Annotated in this window: 16 protein-coding genes, 1 rRNA gene and 1 pseudogene; 12 read left to right on the forward strand and 6 right to left on the reverse strand. The window is 37.0% G+C overall.

What is annotated here, in order from left to right:
• Positions 1–207: 207 nt before the first annotated feature.
• Positions 208–1,932: a methyl-accepting chemotaxis protein gene (locus BN999_RS03975; RefSeq protein ID WP_096270090.1), complete on the reverse strand. Its 1,725-nt coding sequence runs from the start codon at positions 1,930–1,932 to the stop codon at positions 208–210.
• A gap of 229 nt (positions 1,933–2,161) precedes the next feature.
• The gene (locus BN999_RS03980; protein ID WP_096270091.1) at positions 2,162–2,521 is read right to left on the reverse strand and encodes a hypothetical protein; all 360 of its coding nucleotides are present in this window, start codon (positions 2,519–2,521) and stop codon (positions 2,162–2,164) included.
• A 211-nt stretch (positions 2,522–2,732) separates the two neighbouring features.
• Between BN999_RS03980 and BN999_RS03985 the strand changes: the two genes are divergently transcribed.
• Complete coding sequence (locus BN999_RS03985; protein WP_096270092.1) at positions 2,733–3,983, forward strand: DNA polymerase IV; 1,251 nt, start codon at positions 2,733–2,735, stop codon at positions 3,981–3,983.
• A gap of 55 nt (positions 3,984–4,038) precedes the next feature.
• Here BN999_RS03985 and coaW read toward each other — a convergent pair whose 3' ends face one another.
• Complete coding sequence (gene coaW, locus BN999_RS03990; protein ID WP_096270093.1) at positions 4,039–4,842, reverse strand: type II pantothenate kinase; 804 nt, start codon at positions 4,840–4,842, stop codon at positions 4,039–4,041.
• A gap of 200 nt (positions 4,843–5,042) precedes the next feature.
• On the opposite strand from coaW, the gene BN999_RS03995 reads away from it, so the two are divergent.
• Positions 5,043–6,635, forward strand: coding sequence for a BCCT family transporter (locus BN999_RS03995; protein WP_096270094.1), 1,593 nt, complete (start codon positions 5,043–5,045; stop codon positions 6,633–6,635).
• Positions 6,636–6,978: 343 nt separating this feature from the next.
• Here the strand turns inward: BN999_RS03995 and BN999_RS04000 are convergent, their stop codons facing one another.
• The gene (locus BN999_RS04000) at positions 6,979–8,181 is read right to left on the reverse strand and encodes a S8 family peptidase (RefSeq protein ID WP_096270095.1); all 1,203 of its coding nucleotides are present in this window, start codon (positions 8,179–8,181) and stop codon (positions 6,979–6,981) included.
• A 268-nt stretch (positions 8,182–8,449) separates the two neighbouring features.
• Between BN999_RS04000 and BN999_RS04005 the strand changes: the two genes are divergently transcribed.
• The 8 genes and pseudogenes from BN999_RS04005 to qoxD all read left to right on the forward strand — a co-directional run bounded on the left by BN999_RS04005 (position 8,450) and on the right by qoxD (position 15,729).
• Entirely contained in the window at positions 8,450–9,268 is an 819-nt protein-coding gene (locus tag BN999_RS04005; protein WP_096270096.1) for an alpha/beta fold hydrolase, read from the forward strand.
• Between the two features lie 116 nt (positions 9,269–9,384).
• Positions 9,385–9,843, forward strand: a complete 459-nt coding sequence (locus BN999_RS04010; protein ID WP_096270097.1) for an Hsp20/alpha crystallin family protein — start codon at positions 9,385–9,387, stop codon at positions 9,841–9,843.
• Between the two features lie 72 nt (positions 9,844–9,915).
• The gene (locus BN999_RS04015; protein ID WP_096270098.1) at positions 9,916–10,698 is read left to right on the forward strand and encodes a DUF2268 domain-containing protein; all 783 of its coding nucleotides are present in this window, start codon (positions 9,916–9,918) and stop codon (positions 10,696–10,698) included.
• A gap of 207 nt (positions 10,699–10,905) precedes the next feature.
• A pseudogene (locus BN999_RS21145) lies at positions 10,906–10,983 on the forward strand (YjcZ family sporulation protein); the annotation flags it as partial.
• 948 nt (positions 10,984–11,931) lie between these two features.
• Positions 11,932–12,831 (forward strand): cytochrome aa3 quinol oxidase subunit II, encoded by a 900-nt coding sequence (gene qoxA, locus BN999_RS04025; RefSeq protein WP_096270099.1) that lies wholly within the window; start codon positions 11,932–11,934, stop codon positions 12,829–12,831.
• A gap of 68 nt (positions 12,832–12,899) precedes the next feature.
• Positions 12,900–14,846 carry a cytochrome aa3 quinol oxidase subunit I gene (qoxB, locus tag BN999_RS04030; protein ID WP_096270100.1) on the forward strand — a complete coding sequence of 649 codons (1,947 nt, stop codon included), beginning with the start codon at positions 12,900–12,902 and terminating at the stop codon, positions 14,844–14,846.
• The gene (locus BN999_RS04035; protein WP_096270101.1) at positions 14,846–15,442 is read left to right on the forward strand and encodes a cytochrome (ubi)quinol oxidase subunit III; all 597 of its coding nucleotides are present in this window, start codon (positions 14,846–14,848) and stop codon (positions 15,440–15,442) included. The genes qoxB and BN999_RS04035 overlap by 1 nt, the downstream gene beginning before the upstream one ends.
• Positions 15,443–15,444: 2 nt before the next feature.
• Positions 15,445–15,729: a cytochrome aa3 quinol oxidase subunit IV gene (qoxD, locus tag BN999_RS04040; protein ID WP_096270102.1), complete on the forward strand. Its 285-nt coding sequence runs from the start codon at positions 15,445–15,447 to the stop codon at positions 15,727–15,729.
• Between the two features lie 42 nt (positions 15,730–15,771).
• Here qoxD and BN999_RS04045 read toward each other — a convergent pair whose 3' ends face one another.
• Positions 15,772–15,996 (reverse strand): hypothetical protein, encoded by a 225-nt coding sequence (locus BN999_RS04045; RefSeq protein WP_096270103.1) that lies wholly within the window; start codon positions 15,994–15,996, stop codon positions 15,772–15,774.
• Between the two features lie 259 nt (positions 15,997–16,255).
• Between BN999_RS04045 and BN999_RS04050 the strand changes: the two genes are divergently transcribed.
• Both BN999_RS04050 and BN999_RS04055 read left to right on the forward strand, forming a co-directional pair.
• Positions 16,256–16,798 carry a hypothetical protein gene (locus tag BN999_RS04050; RefSeq protein ID WP_176481865.1) on the forward strand — a complete coding sequence of 181 codons (543 nt, stop codon included), beginning with the start codon at positions 16,256–16,258 and terminating at the stop codon, positions 16,796–16,798.
• 47 nt (positions 16,799–16,845) lie between these two features.
• Positions 16,846–18,423: a flotillin family protein gene (locus tag BN999_RS04055; protein ID WP_096270105.1), complete on the forward strand. Its 1,578-nt coding sequence runs from the start codon at positions 16,846–16,848 to the stop codon at positions 18,421–18,423.
• A 443-nt stretch (positions 18,424–18,866) separates the two neighbouring features.
• Here the strand turns inward: BN999_RS04055 and rrf are convergent.
• Positions 18,867–18,982, reverse strand: a 5S ribosomal RNA gene (rrf, locus tag BN999_RS04060).
• Between the last annotated feature and the right edge of the window lie 7 nt (positions 18,983–18,989).

An 18,989-nucleotide genomic window follows, 5' to 3' on the forward strand; every position in this document is an offset into this window, starting at 1 on the left:
TTTTCCCCTTATTTTCCAATACAATTATTCAATTCACGATTTAAAATAGGATTAATTTAACATCTGCTTAAGGTAACACCCTTTCATATTTTCTTACGTTAACTATAAAATAAATCCAACTTATCTGTCAAATCAATTTCTAATATATATTCTCTAAATGTCAAAAAGGACAACCCTTCTCTTATAAAGGGTCATCCTTTTTTGTGTCTAAAATTTAAATTGGCGAACAAGTCCGTTTAGTTCCTCTGCGATCTTTGCTAAATCTTCGGAACTCCTTGCCATTTCTTCCATTGAACTGCTTGTTTGCTGAATTGAAGCTGATGTTTGTTCAATTCCAGCTGCTGACTCTTCTGATATAGCTGCAATTTCTTCTATAGAAGTATTCATTTCTTGTGTTGTCCCATCAATCTCTACCAGATTCTGTTTCACAACCCTGATACTGTTAACCATCTCTTTAATTGCTTGGCTAATATCGTTAAATGTTTCCTGTGTATCGTTTATTTGTTTAGTTCCCAGCTGCACTTCTTTATATCCCATTTCTAATGAGGAGGTAACAGTACTAGTTTCTTGTTGAATCTTTTTCACGATTTCCGTAATGTCTGCGACCGAAGTTGCTACCTGTTCCGATAACCTTCTTACTTCACCTGCAACTACTGCAAACCCTTTACCGTGCTCACCTGCACGTGCTGCTTCAATTGCTGCATTAAGAGCAAGCAGGTTGGTTTGTTCAGCAATGTCACGTATTACTGAGATTAACTGGCTAATGGCTTTTGAGTTCTCATCTAAACCGCGAACTTTTGCTACAGCATCCTTTACTATTGAATCAATTTGGTTCATTTGATCTCCAGATGCTTGCATTAAGTTACTACCCTGATTAGTCAGGCCAACTACAGATTCAGAGAAATGGTGGATCTTCTCTCCGTTATCATTTGCCTCTTGAACACTCGTATAAAAACTGTGCATAGTATGGGTCAGATCACTAGCACCATCAGCTTGTCTTTCTGATCCAGAGGCTAACTCCTGCATAGTTGATGCTACTTGTTCCGCACTTGCTCTTACCTCACCTGTAGACTGCATCAATTCTTCACTCTGTGCGGTTACAGTGTCTGATGCGGTTGCTACTTGTTTCATAATACGTTTTAAATAAGCAGTCATTTTACTCATAGAAGAAGCTAATTGTCCGATTTCATCTTTTCCTTCATAATCAATATCCGCTACCGTCAGGTCACCTTCTGCAATTCGATTGCTTACCTGAACAACTTTTTTGAGATTTTGAGAAATTGCACGGCTAATGAAAACAATTGATATTACACCAACTATAATGGAAACAATTAGAAAAATGAGTTGTGTCGTAAATGTTTCTTGTTGATTCTCAATTGCACTATTGACTGCATCCTCTCGCTCTTTATCCACTGATTGTACTAGTTGATCCAGTAGCTCTATGGACTCTTCTCTAAGATCATTTGTTTGAATTAGAAATGACTCTGCTACATCCGTATTGCCATTCTGTATAGCCGATACAATGTAATTTGTAAACATTCTATAGAGCTCTTGATTGTTGGAAGCTACTTGTTGAAATACTTTTTCTTGCTCTTCTGATTTCAAATTAACTTTAACCTTACTTGCTAACTTATTATATTGGACCTGATTTTCTTTAAATGTATCTACTAAACTAGGATCTTGTATTTGATAGTAAGAAACAATGTATATACTCATGTTACGTGTTAAAGATCCCATTTCTGAAATGTCCATTGCGATATCACTTTTATTCTCCAACGCTTCAATATCTTTACCAATGCTGTTAATTGAACCCGATACTAATATCGCTGAAATAATAAATAACAAACCGACAAATGTAAACGTAAGCCCATACTTCATGCCTATTCTTAAATTGCGAAAGTTTAGTTTTTTATTTCGAGACTTTTTCCCCATGTCTGCTCCCCCAAATATGTATCTATTGCATAAAAAAAACTATTCATTTTGAATAGCAATCTTTTTTTACTTCTTTCAAGCAATCATTTCATTTATGATATTAATTTTATACGATAATCCACTAAATTACAACAAAACCCGACAAATAAACTACGGTCTTATTTATTTCCTCTTATAAGGTTAAATGCCAGTCAATTTAGCAGTGACTGGCATTTAAGTTGGTATTCATTTAACTCCATCGTAATGCTACCGTAAGTCTGCAGCATTCTGTATCTTCAACCTTTGAAATGAATTCTAATTTTAATCCATCCGGATTAAAATTCACATGAACGTCCGACGTTATTCCAAGCGATTTTATTAAACGCTCCACCTCATTCATATTCGACTTTTGTGCGGACTCCATGACTTTTTTACTAAATTCCTCTGAGTCTGCAAATTGGTCTAATACAATACTCGCTTCCCTCATTAATTTCCTTGTTTCTTGTGCTGATTGATGCAGATAACCCGTATTTACATCAGGAAATTGACGATGAAATTGGTTAGGATATGGGTATACCGGGTAAACATATACTGGATAATAATAATACAACGACCGCTCCCCCCTTTCCCCTATTTTTTCCATACAACACTATATGCAAAAAAATTGCTTTCAGGGATTATATAATAGATGGTTTATTATTTCTCAATTAGTTAGAATCTAGAGATTGTCCTCTTATAGCCTATTTGTATAATTTTCCATTGATAATCTAAATTAAAAAACATATAATAAGAACAAATGTTCCGTTTAGGTGGTGAAACAATTGGATTATTCTACTTTCCCACGACATGATGTTCTTTGTATTGATATGCGATCTTTTTATGCTAGTGTCGAGGCTGTTAAATTGGGGCTTGACCCAATGAGAACCATGCTTGCAGTCGTTGGTGATCCAAATAGATCTGGAAGTATTGTTCTAGCAGCTTCACCAGCTTTAAAAGAGAAATACGGTATAAGTAATGTCAGTCGTTTTTTCGAATTACCAAATGATCCAGAAATCCATATTGTCCCGGCACATATGGCCGACTATCTCCAAGTCTCTGTAGAAATCACCAGACTTATTAATCAGTATGCTCCGAAAGAAGCTATCCACCAATATTCTGTAGATGAAGTCTGGGTAACACTGAATGGACTTGGTAAGCTATTTGGCGAACCTATAGAAATTGCAAAACAAATTAAACGCGACATCCTCGATAATTTTGGCATTACCTGTTCGATTGGTATTGGGGATAATAAATTCTTAGCGAAGGTTGTAATGGATTTACACGCCAAAAAAGTTGGAATAGCAGAATGTCGCTATGAGGATGTAGAAGAAAAACTCTGGCCTTTCCCCGTTGAAAAAATATGGGGAATTGGAAGTCGTATGAAACGAAATTTAAACCGCATGGGTATTATCACTCTTGGGCAGCTCGCAAGATTTGACTTAGAACACCTTAAGAAAAGATTTGGTGTTATGGGGGAACAGCTATATTGGCATGCTTGGGGAATTGATTTAAGTCCTGTATTGGGGGACTTTGTTAAACATGAGCAAAAAGGATTTGGGCATGGTATTGCACTCTTGAGGGATTACACGAGAGATGAAGTTGCCGTTTGTATATTAGATCTTTGTGAGGAAGTCTGTCGTAGAGCACGTACAGCTGAAAAAACTGGTAAGACGATCCATCTTGGGATTGCTTATTCTAAAGAAACTGGCGGTGGGTTCTCTCGCTCTAGATCTATCCCGATTCCTACTAATGTCACAATGGATATGTACCATATCTGTATGCAGCTTTTTGAGGAATTTTATGATGGCTCTAGTAATATCCGCCATGTCTATGTCACACTGGATAACCTATATGATAAAGCTGAAACACAATTAAATTTATTCGAGGACCGCTCCAAACGAACGGATATTGGCTATGTAATGGATGCCATCCGCGAAAAGTATGGAACAACTGCTATCCTCCGAGCAAGTAGCTTCACCGATGCTGGAGTTACACTAGATCGTAGCAAGAAAATTGGTGGACATTATGCCTAAATCCCCTCAAACTTTTTTTGAGGGGATTTAGCGTTTAGCGAATAGAACAAAACAATTACTCCATTAATGCTCCAATAGCCCCAGCATGCGATCCCTTTTCTAGAAAAATAGGCTCATAGGACATCGCATCCTTAAAGCTACTAAGAACATTCTTTAAAGCAGTATTATTCACTAATGTACCACCAACAAAAACAATACGTTTAACCTGCTTCAACATCGCAGCTTGACCAGCAAGCAAGATGATGGTCTCACCAATTAACTGCATCACACTTGCTAAATAATCATTCTCATTAGCTGCATCATTTAAATGTACTTTTCCTAAATTTGCAGCTGTTAAATCACCAAAGATTGGTGGCTCATCAGGTGCATAAATATCTCGAACTAATAAGTCGCTCTTTCGATTATCCCCCAATTCAGCCTTAGCAGTATACGAAGAAAAGTCATTTTCACCGGTTATTAAATGGCCAAGTCCCATTAAGGTTCCTCCACCAATCCCACTACCTAACATGCGTTCAAAAGAATCAAATTTCACATGGAATATGGAGGTCCCTGTACCGATATTAACCAAAATATAGTCTTCATGTATTACGCCTATTTTCTGTTCTAGCAAATAGCGTGTCCCTTTCGTAACCGCGTGAAATTCTTCAACAATTTGTGAATCATTTATCAATAGATTCTTTAGTTGACCAGCTTTTCCACCAGTAAATACTAATTTAGCATCAGGAGCTAATACTGCTAACCATTGTGCTATTTTTTCTAATTCAAGATTTGAAAAAGTTTTAATATCTAGTTTTCCTTTTTCCTGATAAGCAATTTTAACAAGTGATCCTCCAGCATCTATTCCAATTTTACGTGTCAACTCGTCTCCCCCTCAAAAACCCTCTTCATTTTCAATTTACACGAACCAGTTGAAAAAGAAAAGTAGAGCATTAGGTTAATGCAATGAAACTGTAATATAGAAATAGTTTGACCACTGGTTTAAGTAACATGGAAAGCAGGAAATTGTACATATTATGAGTAGACTACAAATTTGAGAGTGTACAAGGAAGGAATGTTCTCATGAACACTAAACTAATTGATTGGCCAACCTTTATTGGCGCACTCGTCGTGTTATTTGCCGTGACTTTACCTTTAATATTTTTTCCGGAAGCAGGAGCTCAAGCAATTAATTTTGCTAATGACTTCTTAACTGGAAAATTTGGAGTTTTATATTTATCCCTAGGTATATTCGCATTTATATTTCTTCTCTATGTCGGATTTAGTAAATACGGGAAGATAAAATTAGGCAAACGCGGGACAGAAAGAGAATTCGGATCGTTTTCTTGGGCAGCCATGCTATTTTCTGCAGGTATTGGATCTAGCATCCTATATTGGGGAATGATTGAATGGGCTTATTATTATCAGGCACCTCCATTCAATGTTGAACCAGGGACAAAAGAAGCGATAGAACTAGCCGCGACCTATGGCATATTTCATTGGGGGCCGATTGCATGGGCAATCTACACACTCCCTGCTTTACCAATTGCCTATTTTTATTTTGTTCGTAAAAGTCCCGTCCTGAAAATAAGCGCTGCATCAAGGCCAATTATAGGTAACCTTGCAGATGGCCCTCTGGGTGTAGTCATAGATGTATTGTTTATTTTTGGACTATTGGGTGGTGCCGGTACAACACTTGCCCTAGGAACACCTATGATTGCTGAAGGTGTACATGACATTACTGGTTTACCAGTAAATCTAGGCCTGCAGTCGGGAATCATGCTATTATGTACGATTATTTTTGCAATAAGTGCATATTCCGGTTTGAATAAAGGAATTAAAGTTTTAAGTGATTTTAATATATGGCTTGTACTATTTATTTTAGTTTTTATCTTTGTCTTTGGTCCAACAGTATTTATTAGTGAGACAACGTTTACCAGTCTAGGTATTTTATTAGATAATTTCTTCCATATGGCGACCTGGTTGGAACCTCTAGCACAGATAGACGGTTATCCAGCTTCAAACTTCCCGGAAACATGGACTGTTTTTTACTGGGCTTGGTGGACGGTGTATGCTCCTTTTGTTGGACTATTTGTAGCAAGAATCTCACGAGGTAGAACAATACGTGAAATGATCTTTGGAACTTTAATTTATGGAACATTAGGATGTGTATTGTTTTTTGGGATATTGGGTAACTTCGGACTCTATCTACAACTAACAGGCTCATTTGATGTCATCGGCTTTATGAATGAATTCGGTGCACCAGCAACCATTATCGAAATTCTTCATCAGCTGCCGATCTCAAATTTTATTGTGATTGTTTTTACTATATTAGCTATTGTTTTTCTAGCCACAACGTTCGACTCTGCCTCCTATATATTAGCTGCTGTTGTTCAAAAACACGTCCCGGGCGGGGAAGCATTACGTTGGAATCGCTTATTTTGGGCATTTGCCTTATTATTGCTTCCTCTTGTACTCATGTTTTACGGAGATTTACAAGCATTACAAACAGCGAGTATCGTGGCAGGATTTCCGGTTATGTTTATTATGGCATTACTCGCGATGTCCTTTATCAAGGCAGCAAATACAGATTTAAAAGCACTAAAGGAATATCGATCCCCTACGATTTATATCAATAGAAAGAATACAGATGATACACGGGATCCAAAATCCTGAGGAGCAACCTTTATTGCTCCTTTTCTTACTTTTTTCAATTCGAATGAACCATAAAAATGAGGCTGGGACAAAAGAGTTTTAGTTGATTAAAATCCGAACGAACATGAAAAGCGCATAGACCCGCTCCGGAAATATACTACGCTTTTACTGTCAGCACAGGGGCGACATCTGTTCGAGAGTACCTCCGGCTGGTGAGCCTCCTCAGAGCTAAAGCTCTTCCGGGGTCTCACCGATGCCTATCCTCCCGTAGGAGTCTCCGTATATTTCCGGAGCTGATGTGGTGTTTCGTTCAGGTTCTCAACTTATACTTTTAGTTATGTCCCAGCCTCAATATTAAGTATTATTAATAACGAACAGAAGCATTTACATTAATTAGACCGTGCTCAACTGTTCGACCTACACCATTCATGTAAACAGCAGTATTTTCAATTGCTGCTCTAACCTGTGCATTATTTTTTCCTTGACCAGTAAGTAATGCCGCTTGACCTGCTACATAAGGAGAAGCCATGGATGTACCAGACATATAAACATAACTGTTATTTGGATAAGTAGAGGCAATGTCTACACCTGGGGCCATTACATCAACCCAAGTACCCCAGTTTGAGAAATTAGCTTTACGATTATTCGAATCAACCGCACCTACAGCAATAACATTTTCATAAGAAGCAGGTTCGAAAGTTGTTCTAACACCATCATTACCGGCAGCAGCTACCACCACAGCACCACGGTTCCAAGCGTAATTAACAGCATCTTCTAATGTCTGTGTATCACAGTTACAACCCAATGATAAATTTATAACCTCTGCACCTGCATCTGCTGCGTAAATAATTCCATCTGCGATATCAGCCAATGAACCACTTCCTTGTGCATCCAATACACGAACCGCCAATACTTTTGTGTTTGGAGCCATACCAGCTATTCCAGTAGCATTGTTCGTTTCAGCAGCAGCAATTCCTGCTACGTGTGTACCGTGACCATTTTGATCTTGTGGATACCAGTCATTTTGAACAAAGTCATAACCAAGAACTACTTTCCCATCTAAATCAGGGTGATTATAGTCAACTCCTGTATCAAGTACGGCAATTTCTTGACTTGAGCTACCACGTGTAACATCCCAGGCATGGTCTGCATCGGTATTAAATAATCCGTATTGATAACTAGGGCTAAAATACGTATCATTTGGTGACCAAGTTGCATTAAGTACATAGTTTGGCTCGGCGTACTCTACATTAGGATTATTACTTAAAGCCTTAACAACTGCATCTACATTGCCCACCTCAAGCACTAAAAAAGGTGATTTTACTGCGTCTACATCTGCTTTCACCTTAACATTAGCATTGTTAAGGACTTTATTTTGTTGCGAGACAGAAACCTTATCTTTAAACTTAACAATCACTTCACCTTTTACCTGTTCAACTTTAGCTGCTGATACCGATACATTTGTAACCTTTTCAAGCTCCCCCTCATCAGCAGCGGCATTCCCAACAATTGGGAAAATCAATGTAAAAACAACGACAATCAAACCAGCTAGCCAAGACTTCTTCATAAAACTCCTCCTCTCGTTTATACGTTTAAGTATACTGTGAGAGGCATATCCAACTAATGAGCAAAGTAGCCTAAAAAAGTTGGGAAAGTAATGAGGATATGTTCATTTTGACACTGGCCAATATCCTTACGAAGGAAAAACTACCAAATTTAAAATTAACTCTTTATAATGATAAAATAGTTAAGCTTAAATGAAATAAATGAAAGAACTATTTGATTTCAATTAAACATAGACATCAAATTATTTTAGAGGTGAAAATAATAACCAGATGAACTTCACAAAAACTTACATAAAATTACTAAAAACAACTATTTATTGTGAACACAGGATTCAGGAAGAAAAACCAATAATATTTCTCATACATGGCTTTGTAGCTTCATCCTATACTTTCAATCGTCTTAAACCACTTCTAGCAAAAGACTTTTCTGTAATTGCAATTGATTTACCCGGATTTGGTAAGAGTGAAAAATCAACTACTTTCACCTATTCCTTCGACAACTATGCCAATTTAGTATTGGCATGCCTGGATCATTATCAAATAAAAGATGCTTATGTTGCGGGTCATTCAATGGGAGGACAGATTGCCTTAAACACAGCATTGAAGGCACCGGAGAGAGTGAAAAAATTAATATTATTCTGCAGCTCAGGATATCTACCAAGAGCCAAGAACTACCTTATATATAGCTCGTATCTCCCTTTCTTTCATTTAATTGCAAAACGAAAGATAAATTCTCAGAGTGTTGTAAGGAATCTCAAAAACGTATTTTATGACCATTCCTATATTACAGAAGACCAAATTGAGGAATATGGGAGGCCACTTAAAGACAAGAACTTTCCAAGATCGCTAGTACGGTTGCTTAGGCATCGCGAGGGGGATTTATATAGTGAACAATTAAAACAAATCAAGACACCTACTTTACTACTTTGGGGCAAGGAAGATAAAGTTGTCCCCCTACCAATTGGGAAAAAACTTGCTAAAGACTTACCAAATGCAAAATTAATTTCGTATGAACAAGCTGGTCACTTGGTAACAGAGGAAAAAGCCCAACAACTATATAAAGATATCCAAACCTTTACCTTAACCTAAGATTAATTGTTTCTAAATCTTGGGTTTTTTTAGGTTCAAAATGGAATATTTGCCCACCACTTTTCTTAGAGGTGGCATATTCTATTAGTAATATTCCGTCATATGAGGTGAGTTAAATGGGTTTTAGAAAGAATAGGTTACCCGGTCGCTTTGATATAGACATGTCACCACTACAGGATTTGATGAAACAAATGGATTCCTTTTTTAATCAATCCTTTAAACATATGAACGAGCACTTTCACCTTCAACCATTTTGGCTAGACCTAAAGGAATATGACACCTATTACTTAATTCAAGCAAAACTGGATGGATACAACCGGGACCAAATTCATATTGAAGTGACTGGAAACAAACTACGAATAACTATTAAAGACCATCAATTTTTCGATCAGAAAGACTTAAAAGGTGATTTTAATCATAAGAAGGAAACGATTCAAAGAAAAGAGCGTGTCATATCATTGCCAGTCGATATAGCAAAGAAAGATATTCTTGCTTCTTTTAAAAACAGCCTATTAAACATAAAAATTCCAAAAGAAAAAATTAATAAAACTATTATTGACATTGAAGAATCATAATACAGCATGGATTCAGACTTTATTAAAGGTGCCTGAATCTCTTTTTTAATAACAAATAAAGGAGGGAAATGCTTGCCCGTATATCGAACTGATAAATGGATAGAAAAATCCTATCATTCCCCTAAATATATTTATAAAAAACTTACGAAGTTCTTTCATGAAGGTAATGTAAAGGATATTACAAATCTCTTAATACATCATGGTATGTATCATAAACCAGAAAATGATGGTGAACTATTACTAGAATCTTTACGTAAAAAAAATGTGTGGGAAATTATTGAGAAAGAAGAAATAAAACTTAAACGGGAATGGAATGGGCAAAACGTATCAATATTTATCTTGCCTTCTGATAGCTATAATAGAAAAATTAGAGAACATTATAACGGTAGATCTGGTCTTGCTTTTCCTGACAAATTATTTATATTTTTATCATCTGAAAGTACAGTGGAAGAAATAAAAGCATTATTTACTCATGAATATAATCATTGTTGCAGACTCATCCACGATCCAACAAAGGAAAAAGATTACACACTACTTAATCGTATCATATTAGAAGGGCTAGCCGAAAATGCCGTCCGTGAGAGATTTGGTACCTCTCCTCTAGCTCCATGGACCACCTACTATACAAATGATGAATTACAGGATTTATGGGAACAGGTAGTTCTCCCCCACAAGGATTTATCCAAAAACACAAGAAATGCGAGTGCTATTCTTTATGGAAAGAGCTTCTACCCAAATATGGTCGGCTATGCCGTTGGTTATTATTTGGTTAAACATTATATGAAACAAACTGGAAAAAGAAGTAAAGATTTATTAAAATTACCAGCTGAAAAAATTGCCTTCATTGACGAATAGGCAAATGTACAGTTTCCTTAAAAACTGGGTGTCTAACCCAGTCAATTAACGAGCACATTCATATAGTATTAACAAACACTAAATCTTAAGTGTTTTGTCTTTGGAGGTTTATTTCTCCCAAAATTCACCGTTATTGTATGTTAGGAGGGATGTAGAATGTCATTCGGATACGGCTGTGGTGGTTATGGTGGTTATGGCTACGGCGGGGGAGGATACAACAATAGCTTCGCGCTTATCGTTGTTTTATTTATCCTTCTAATCATCGTAGGTGCTGCTTGGCTATAATTTAAGAATTTACTAAACTACGATTAGGCGGGGGCATCCCCGTCCTAGGTAGTTATGGATTTAGTTACGAAAGGGCTATATTTCTTCTAAGTTATTGGCCAAGAGGTGGGCCTAAAACGATTAATTAATGGAGCATCCTATTTAGGATGCTCTTTTTATTTTTGGGTTAATATATATAGTTTTTTAGTATTGGTCTTACTCATTAGTAGATAGAAACTGTGCGGTAAATACGCATTATGGATAGAGCATCATACCCGCTACGGAAATACACTCCGCACTCGCTGAGCGGCTGGTGAGCCTCCTCGTGCTAACTTCTTTAGGGGTCTCACCGATGCCTATCCTCCCGCAGGAGTCTCCGTGTATTTCCTTCGCTAGTATTTTGTCAAAAAGATTTTAGCATCTTTTAATTCAGTATCAAGATTCAATAACTTATAATAATTAGAAAATCGAAACTAGCGCAGGCAGAATACGGAGACTCCTGCGGGAATAGCACGTGTCCGAAGACCCCGCAGAGGCGAACTTTCCTCGAGGAGGCTGAGGCCGGGCCCGCGGAAAGCGGAGTATTCTTCCGGAGCGGCTCAGTACAGCTATACCCAATAACTAATTCTGTTGTAATTAAACTAGTTACCGCACAGTTTCTATTAAAGAATGTCTTAATTAACAAAAAAAGTTTGAAGTATTACATAAACGGAAACATAATGTTAGCCTCAACTAAATTTGTCAAGGTTCAAGATCAAACCTACTTTCTATTACTAGCTTAACCTAGCACATTTTCCCAATTGCCACAAATTCGACAAATATTATTGAACAATATGTGAAGTACTTCTCAAACCATTGTAATAATTATCACAACGTAATAATATATAGTAGCGCCACTTTGTGAATAAAATCACAAGTTTGTCCAAATTGTGAACAACTGTAACCATTTTTGGTGAAAGGAGAAAAAATATGAAACTTAAGTTAGCATTTATTTCATTTGCAATTTTGTTAACAACTTTTTTAGCTGGTTGTGAACCTTTACTTGTATTAGACCCTAAAGGTCCTCAAGCAGAAACAACAGCTAATGTAATTTGGATATCTATAATAACCATGGCAGTCATTGTAATTGTGGTTATTTCGTTATTGATTTTCATGATTTATAAATACAGGGCTTCTAAACAAGGAGAGGATTATGAACCCCCTCATATCGAAGGAAACCCACTTGTTGAAACAATTATTGTTGCTATTCCAGTATTAATTGTAATCTTTCTTTCTATTGTCTCAGTTAAATCAACCTATGAAGTAGAGACTGTTCCTGAAGGGTACGAAAATCAAGAACCCCTTGTAATCTATGCTGCATCTTCTAACTGGAAGTGGCATTTTAGTTATCCGGAACAAGATATCGAAACACTTAACTATGTATTTATCCCAACTAACCGTCCTGTAGAATTTCGATTATATTCTTATGGACCGATTACAAGCTTCTGGATCCCACAGCTTGCTGGCCAAAAATATGCAATGGCAGATATGGTAACAAAAATTAACTTAGTAGCAGAAACACCTGGGGATTATGTTGGTAGAAACGCTAACTTCAGTGGTGAAGGATTCGCTGAAAATACATTTACAGCAACCGCATTGTCTAATGAAGAGTTTGATAAATGGATTGATGAAATTCATTCTACTGCAGAACCACTAACAGAGGAACAATTTAACAAACTACTAAAACCAGGTCATTTAGGACAAATGACATTTACTGGAACACATTTAGATTTTGCGCCTGCTCCTGAAGGTGAACACGCTGGACATCATCATGGCGATGAATCTGAAGATGAAACTAATACAGAACACGAAGATCACTCAAATCACTAAAATACAATGGATCATTCATAGTTTGCAAGCTTCATATCAAATGAAGTATTTCGAAAGGAGTTAAAAAAATGGAATTCTTTGATCGGTTTGCCGTCCCCCATCCAAGTCCATTGATTTATGCATCAATGGTTGCAATCGCATTAACACTTATCGCAGTTGTTATTGGGATAACATACTTTAAAAAATGGGGTTATTTATGGCGTGAATGGTTAACTACTGTTGACCATAAACGAATCGGTATGATGTATATAATTTCGGCATTGTTAATGCTTTTCCGTGGTGGAGTAGATGGAATTATGATGCGTCTACAAACTGCTGTACCGGAAAATTCTTTTCTAGATGCCCAGCACTATAATGAAGTATTTACGACTCATGGAATTGTCATGATTATCTTTATGGCAATGGCTTTTATCATTGGTATGATGAACATTGTTGTACCGTTACAAATTGGTGCACGTGATGTAGCATTCCCAAGATTAAATGCAATTAGTTTTTGGTTATATTTTGCGGGAGCAATGCTCTTCAACGTTTCATTTGTAATCGGTGGGTCACCTGATGCAGGATGGACTAACTACTTCCCATTAGCAGGAACAGATTTCAGTCAGTCTGTTGGAGTTAACTACTATATGTGGGCACTTCAAATATCGGGGCTTGGTACTTTAATGACTGGTATTAACTTTATTGTTACGATCCTTAAAATGAGAGCACCAGGGATGACATTAATGAAGATGCCAATGTTCACTTGGTCTGCTTTAATTACTAACGTTATTATTGTATTTGCCTTCCCTGTACTAACCATCGCGTTACTTATGGGTACACTTGACCGACAGTTTGGCACACATTTCTTCGCTTCAACAAATGGCGGGATGGATATGCTTTGGGCGAACCTTTTCTGGGTTTGGGGACACCCTGAAGTTTATATCTTGATTCTACCTGCTTTTGGTATTTACAGTGAAGTCATTGCAACTTTCTCTCAAAGAAACCTTTACGGATATAAATCCATGGTTGGATCTATGGTACTAATTTCATTTATGTCCTTCTTAGTATGGGTACACCATTTCTTCACAATGGGCCATGGTCCATTAGTAAATGGTATCTTTTCCATTACGACAATGGCAATTGCCGTACCAACTGGTATTAAAATATTCAACTGGCTACTGACCATGTGGAAAGGTAAAATACGTTTCACAGTCCCAATGCTCTATTCAATCGGATTTATTCCGCTATTCACCATCGGTGGGGTTACCGGGGTTATGTTAGCTATTGCAAGTGCGGACTATCAATATCACAATACGATGTTCCTAGTTGCCCATTTCCATAACGTAATAATTCCAGGTGTTGTCTTTGCAATGCTTGCAGGACTAACATACTGGTGGCCAAAAGTATTTGGATTTATGCTTAATGAACGAATTGGAAAATGGGGATTCTGGTTCTTATCCATTGGCTTCTGTCTAGCATTCTTCCCTATGTATATTACAGGACTCGATGGTCAAGCTCGACGTATGTACACGTATTCTGAAGAAACTGGCTTTGGTCCATTGAACTTGCTTTCGTTCTTTGGTGCAGGATTGATGGCAATTGCCTTTATCCTTATCGTGTTTAACATTTACTACAGCTTCCGTAACTCACCTAGAAATGTTGGTCAAGATCCATGGAATGCACGCTCACTTGAATGGGCTACCCATAATCCGGTTCCAGAATACAATTTCGCTGTAACACCTGTAGTAAACTCATCTGAAGCATTCTGGGATTCTAAGAAGAATGGTCATAACTTATTCCCAGATAAATTTGAAAAAATTCATATGCCAAACAATAGTGGAGTGCCAGTCATCATGGCAGGATTCTTCTTTATCTTTGGATTCTCCTTTGTATTTAGCATATGGATTGGAGTTATCTTAGCTGCACTTGGTATCTTTGGCTGTATGGCATATCGAACATTTGAAAATGATCATGGAAGATATATTTCCGTTGAAGAAATTAAGGAAACTGAAAAGAAATATGGAGGTGCTAAATAATGAAGCTAGATAAATCGCAGCCTCTTGAATATGGCACTCATCAAAACCAAATGAATATCTTAGGATTTTGGATATTCCTAGGTGCTGAAATTATGCTTTTTGGAACATTATTCGCATCTTTCTTCACACTAGAAAACGGTGTTGGTTCTGGCCCAACTGGTGCTGATGTATTCGAAATAACACCGGTTGTCTTAGAAACAATTATTCTATTAACTAGTAGTTTTACAATTGGCCTTGCAACACATGCAATGCGAATTAATAACAAAAAAGCAACTCTAGTATTCTTAGGAATTACCCTTTTATTAGGCCTTTCATTCCTAAGTGTAGAAATTTACGAGTTTATACACTATTATCATGTAGGCTTAACCTTACAAACAAGTGCTTTCTCAGCAATTCTATTAACAACACTTGGCACACACGGTGCTCACGTAACATTCGGCTTATTCTGGGGATTATTCATTTTCCTTCAAATTAAGAAGCGTGGATTTACACCAGAAACAACCAATAAATCATTTATTTTCTCTCTTTATTGGCATTTTCTAGATGTTGTCTGGATCTTTATTTTCAGCTTCATCTATTTGAAAGGACTGATGTAAACATGAAAGAATTATTTCCAGCAAAACAGGTAATGGGGTTTGTCTCTTCACTACTTCTTACCGTTGTTGCCCTTTGTGTTTACTTCCTTGATATGTCATTTGAAGTAGGAATGACGATATTATTAGTCACAGCATTTATTCAAGCGGCTCTCCAGTTAGTATTTTTCATGCATGCTGGTGAATCATCTGATAAAAAAGCTATTTACACAAATGTGTACTATGGTATTGCAATTGCATTAGTTACTGTATTTGGTACTCTATTAACATTAATTTGGGGATACATGTAATAAAGGAGCTCTGTCCTAATCGACAGAGCTCCTTATTATTATTTAGATGACTTTCCGCTTATTTTTTTCCACTACTTCTTCAGTTGCAACTAAAAATACACCCATAATGAAAATGAATACGCCACCCATTGTTACTCCAATACCAATTCCCGTTAACATTCCGTAATCGCTTCCAAAATAACCATATAGGAATAATACCATACCTATTGTAACTAAAGTTCCGCAAAGTATGCTGACTGCCCTTAACAATTTCGCAGAATTTAACATGATAAAACCCCCTTCTTTCTTATATTATTCATCTCGTTCACAAATTTGTCAAATTTTTAACTAAATAGGTAACTGTCCTTTATCTTGTCTAAATGCTGGAATATAAAATAGGCTGAGGTGTAAATCACCACGTAATTTTATCTATTTCAAGTAGTTCCTATCATTTTTTTAAAAATTGTTTGTATTTTATGAAACCTACGTTACAATAGAAACGTAATATAGGTAATCGGAATTTTATTTTATAGTTAGGATGATGCATATGACATTGTTTGGGGTAGACATTCAAACCATATATTTAACAACACTAATCATATCAGGGTGTTTTACCGTTCTTTACCTATTCTTTGGTGATGTCATAGACGGTGTTGGTGAGGGTGTTCCTTTCTTAAATCCTACTCTAATTTTAGCATTTATTGTATTCTTATCCTCTTCTGGATATGTATTTGAGTTAGTAACACCTTTCTCAAGTACATTTATTCTTCTTATCTCAATTGCTTTTGCACTTATTATGGATGTTTTACTAAACTTCTTCGTGCTAATTCCACTTGCTTCAGCAGAAGAATCCATAGCTTTCACTGAAGAATCATTAAAAGGTAGAGTCGGTAAGATCATTATCTCTGTTCCCACTGACGGTTTCGGTGAAGTTGTTATTGATGGTAAAAGTGGTATGATTTCGAGACCAGCAGTAAGTTATGAAAACATCCCTATCTCTGAAGGAACAGAAGTATTAGTATTAGATATTAAAGATGGTGTTTTTTATGTTATTCCTTACAATTTAGATTCCGAATTATCATTATCATAATATGGTTAATAACCGTATTAAATATATATTATTAAGGGGGAAATTAAATGGATCTAGGAATTTTTGGTGGTTTTACAATCCTAATCGTAATTGCTTTATTTCTTGTCATTACACTTATTGCAGTATTTATTAAGAAATACCGTACAGCAGGTCCTGATGAGGCTTTAATTGTAACAGGTAGTTATTTAGGGAATGGAAAAACCGTACATACAGATGAATCAGGCAACAAAATTAAGATAATTCGTGGTGGAGGTACTTTTGTACTTCCTGTATTCCAACAAGCAGAACCATTAAGTCTATTATCAAGCAAACTTGATGTAACAACTCCTGAAGTATATACAGAACAGGGTGTACCTGTAATGGCAGATGGTACTGCTATTATTAAAATCGGTGGTACAGTTAACGAAATCGCAACAGCCGCCGAGCAATTTTTAGGTAAAACAAAGGAAGACCGAGAAATTGAAGCAAAAGAAGTACTTGAAGGACATTTACGTTCTATTCTTGGTTCTATGACAGTAGAAGAAATATATAAAAACCGTGATAAGTTCTCACAAGAAGTACAGCGTGTGGCGTCACAAGATTTGGCTAAAATGGGGCTAAATATTGTTTCCTTTACAATTAAAGATGTAAGAGATAAAAATGGTTATCTTGATTCCTTAGGTAAACCACGTATTGCACAGGTAAAACGTGACGCTGATATAGCTACTGCAGAGGCAGACAAAGAGACTCGTATTAAACAAGCCGAAGCAGCAAAAGAAGCTAAAAAAGCTGAGCTTGAACGTGCAACAGAAATTGCTGAGGCTGAAAAAGAAAACCAATTAAAAACAGCAGAATACCGCCGTGAACAAGATGTTGCAAGAGCGCGTGCTGACCAAGCTTATGATTTAGAAAATGCTCGTGCACAACAAGAAGTAACTGAACAAGAAATGCAAATTAAGATCATCGAACGTCAAAAGCAAATTGAACTAGAAGAAAAAGAAATTCTACGTCGTGAAAAACAATATGACTCTGAAGTTAAGAAAAAAGCTGATGCAGACCGCTACTCTGTGGAGCAAGCAGCAATCGCTGAGAAAGCGAAACAAATTGCTGCTGCTGATGCGAACCAATATCGAATTGAAGCAGAAGCAAAAGCACAAGCTGAAAAGATCCGTGTAGATGGTCTAGCAAAAGCCGAAGCAGAACGTGCACAAGGTGAATCTGAAGCAGACATTATTCGTCTTAAAGGTCTTGCTGAAGCCGAGGCAAAACGTAAAATCGCTGAGGCGTTTGAACAATATGGTCAGGCTGCAATTCTAGATATGGTTATCCGTATGCTTCCAGAATATGCGAAAGAGATTGCTAGTCCACTAGGTAACATCGATAAGATTACTGTCGTAGATACAGGTGGAGATGGTAAAAATGGTGGCGGTGCTAACAAGGTTACTGGTTATGCAACTGACCTCATGGCATCTCTCCAAGAGACACTTAAAGCGTCCTCAGGAATTGATGTAAAAGAATTATTAGAAGGATTAGTAGGAAATAACAAACTACCTGTCAATGACCGTGATGGATTGTCATTTGAACTAAATGAACCCAAAACAAGTACTGAAAAAGAATCCAAAGTAGAAGAAAAGGTCTCTAAATAATAATTTAGCGCATCCCTGCGGATGCGCTATTTTTATACTTTAATAGGTATTATCAGGCTGGTGATTAAAATGCCTGGGCACATGCTTAAGAATTTATAGCTAATGTCTTGGGAATTTGGGTTGATACTATCGGAGTTCGGGAGCATGATTCAGCATCTTGGGAACAAGATGCTCGGTTTCGAGCTGATGCTCTACAAGTTTGGGTATATGGTTTCAAATTTTGAGCACATGAATTGGAGATTCGGGCTGATACGTCAGGAATCTAGAAGCTTACTCTGACAACTTGGGATATGATGCTCAATTTCAAGGTGATAGTTCAGCTGCTCCAGCATTTTCTCTAAGAACTGGCACTCATTCTCCATTGAATACCCTATCTTACCCCACATCATCCTTATACATCAAAAAGCCAAGAGACGACTAAATCATCTCTTGGCTTTTAATTTGCCTGGCAACGTCCTACTCTCACAGGGGCAATGCCCCAACTACCATCGGCGCTGAGAAGCTTAACTGCTGTGTTCGGTATGGGAACAGGTGTGACCTTCTCGCCATCATCACCAGACAATGGA

The organism is Paucisalibacillus globulus, from assembly GCF_900184735.1.
In the GTDB taxonomy this organism is placed as follows: domain Bacteria; phylum Bacillota; class Bacilli; order Bacillales; family Amphibacillaceae; genus Ornithinibacillus; species Ornithinibacillus globulus_B.

Coding starts and splice junctions, on each gene's coding strand:
- BN999_RS03995 (WP_096270094.1), top strand. CDS start 5,043: ATGAACACTAAACTAATTGATTGGCCAACCTTTATTGGCGCACTCGTC.
- qoxB (WP_096270100.1), top strand. CDS start 12,900: ATGGAATTCTTTGATCGGTTTGCCGTCCCCCATCCAAGTCCATTGATT.
- BN999_RS04035 (WP_096270101.1), top strand. CDS start 14,846: ATGAAGCTAGATAAATCGCAGCCTCTTGAATATGGCACTCATCAAAAC.
- qoxD (WP_096270102.1), top strand. CDS start 15,445: ATGAAAGAATTATTTCCAGCAAAACAGGTAATGGGGTTTGTCTCTTCA.
- BN999_RS04010 (WP_096270097.1), top strand. CDS start 9,385: ATGGGTTTTAGAAAGAATAGGTTACCCGGTCGCTTTGATATAGACATG.
- qoxA (WP_096270099.1), top strand. CDS start 11,932: ATGAAACTTAAGTTAGCATTTATTTCATTTGCAATTTTGTTAACAACT.
- BN999_RS04050 (WP_176481865.1), top strand. CDS start 16,256: ATGACATTGTTTGGGGTAGACATTCAAACCATATATTTAACAACACTA.
- BN999_RS04000 (WP_096270095.1), bottom strand. CDS start 8,181: ATGAAGAAGTCTTGGCTAGCTGGTTTGATTGTCGTTGTTTTTACATTG.
- BN999_RS04045 (WP_096270103.1), bottom strand. CDS start 15,996: ATGTTAAATTCTGCGAAATTGTTAAGGGCAGTCAGCATACTTTGCGGA.
- BN999_RS04005 (WP_096270096.1), top strand. CDS start 8,450: ATGAACTTCACAAAAACTTACATAAAATTACTAAAAACAACTATTTAT.
- BN999_RS04055 (WP_096270105.1), top strand. CDS start 16,846: ATGGATCTAGGAATTTTTGGTGGTTTTACAATCCTAATCGTAATTGCT.
- BN999_RS03975 (WP_096270090.1), bottom strand. CDS start 1,932: ATGGGGAAAAAGTCTCGAAATAAAAAACTAAACTTTCGCAATTTAAGA.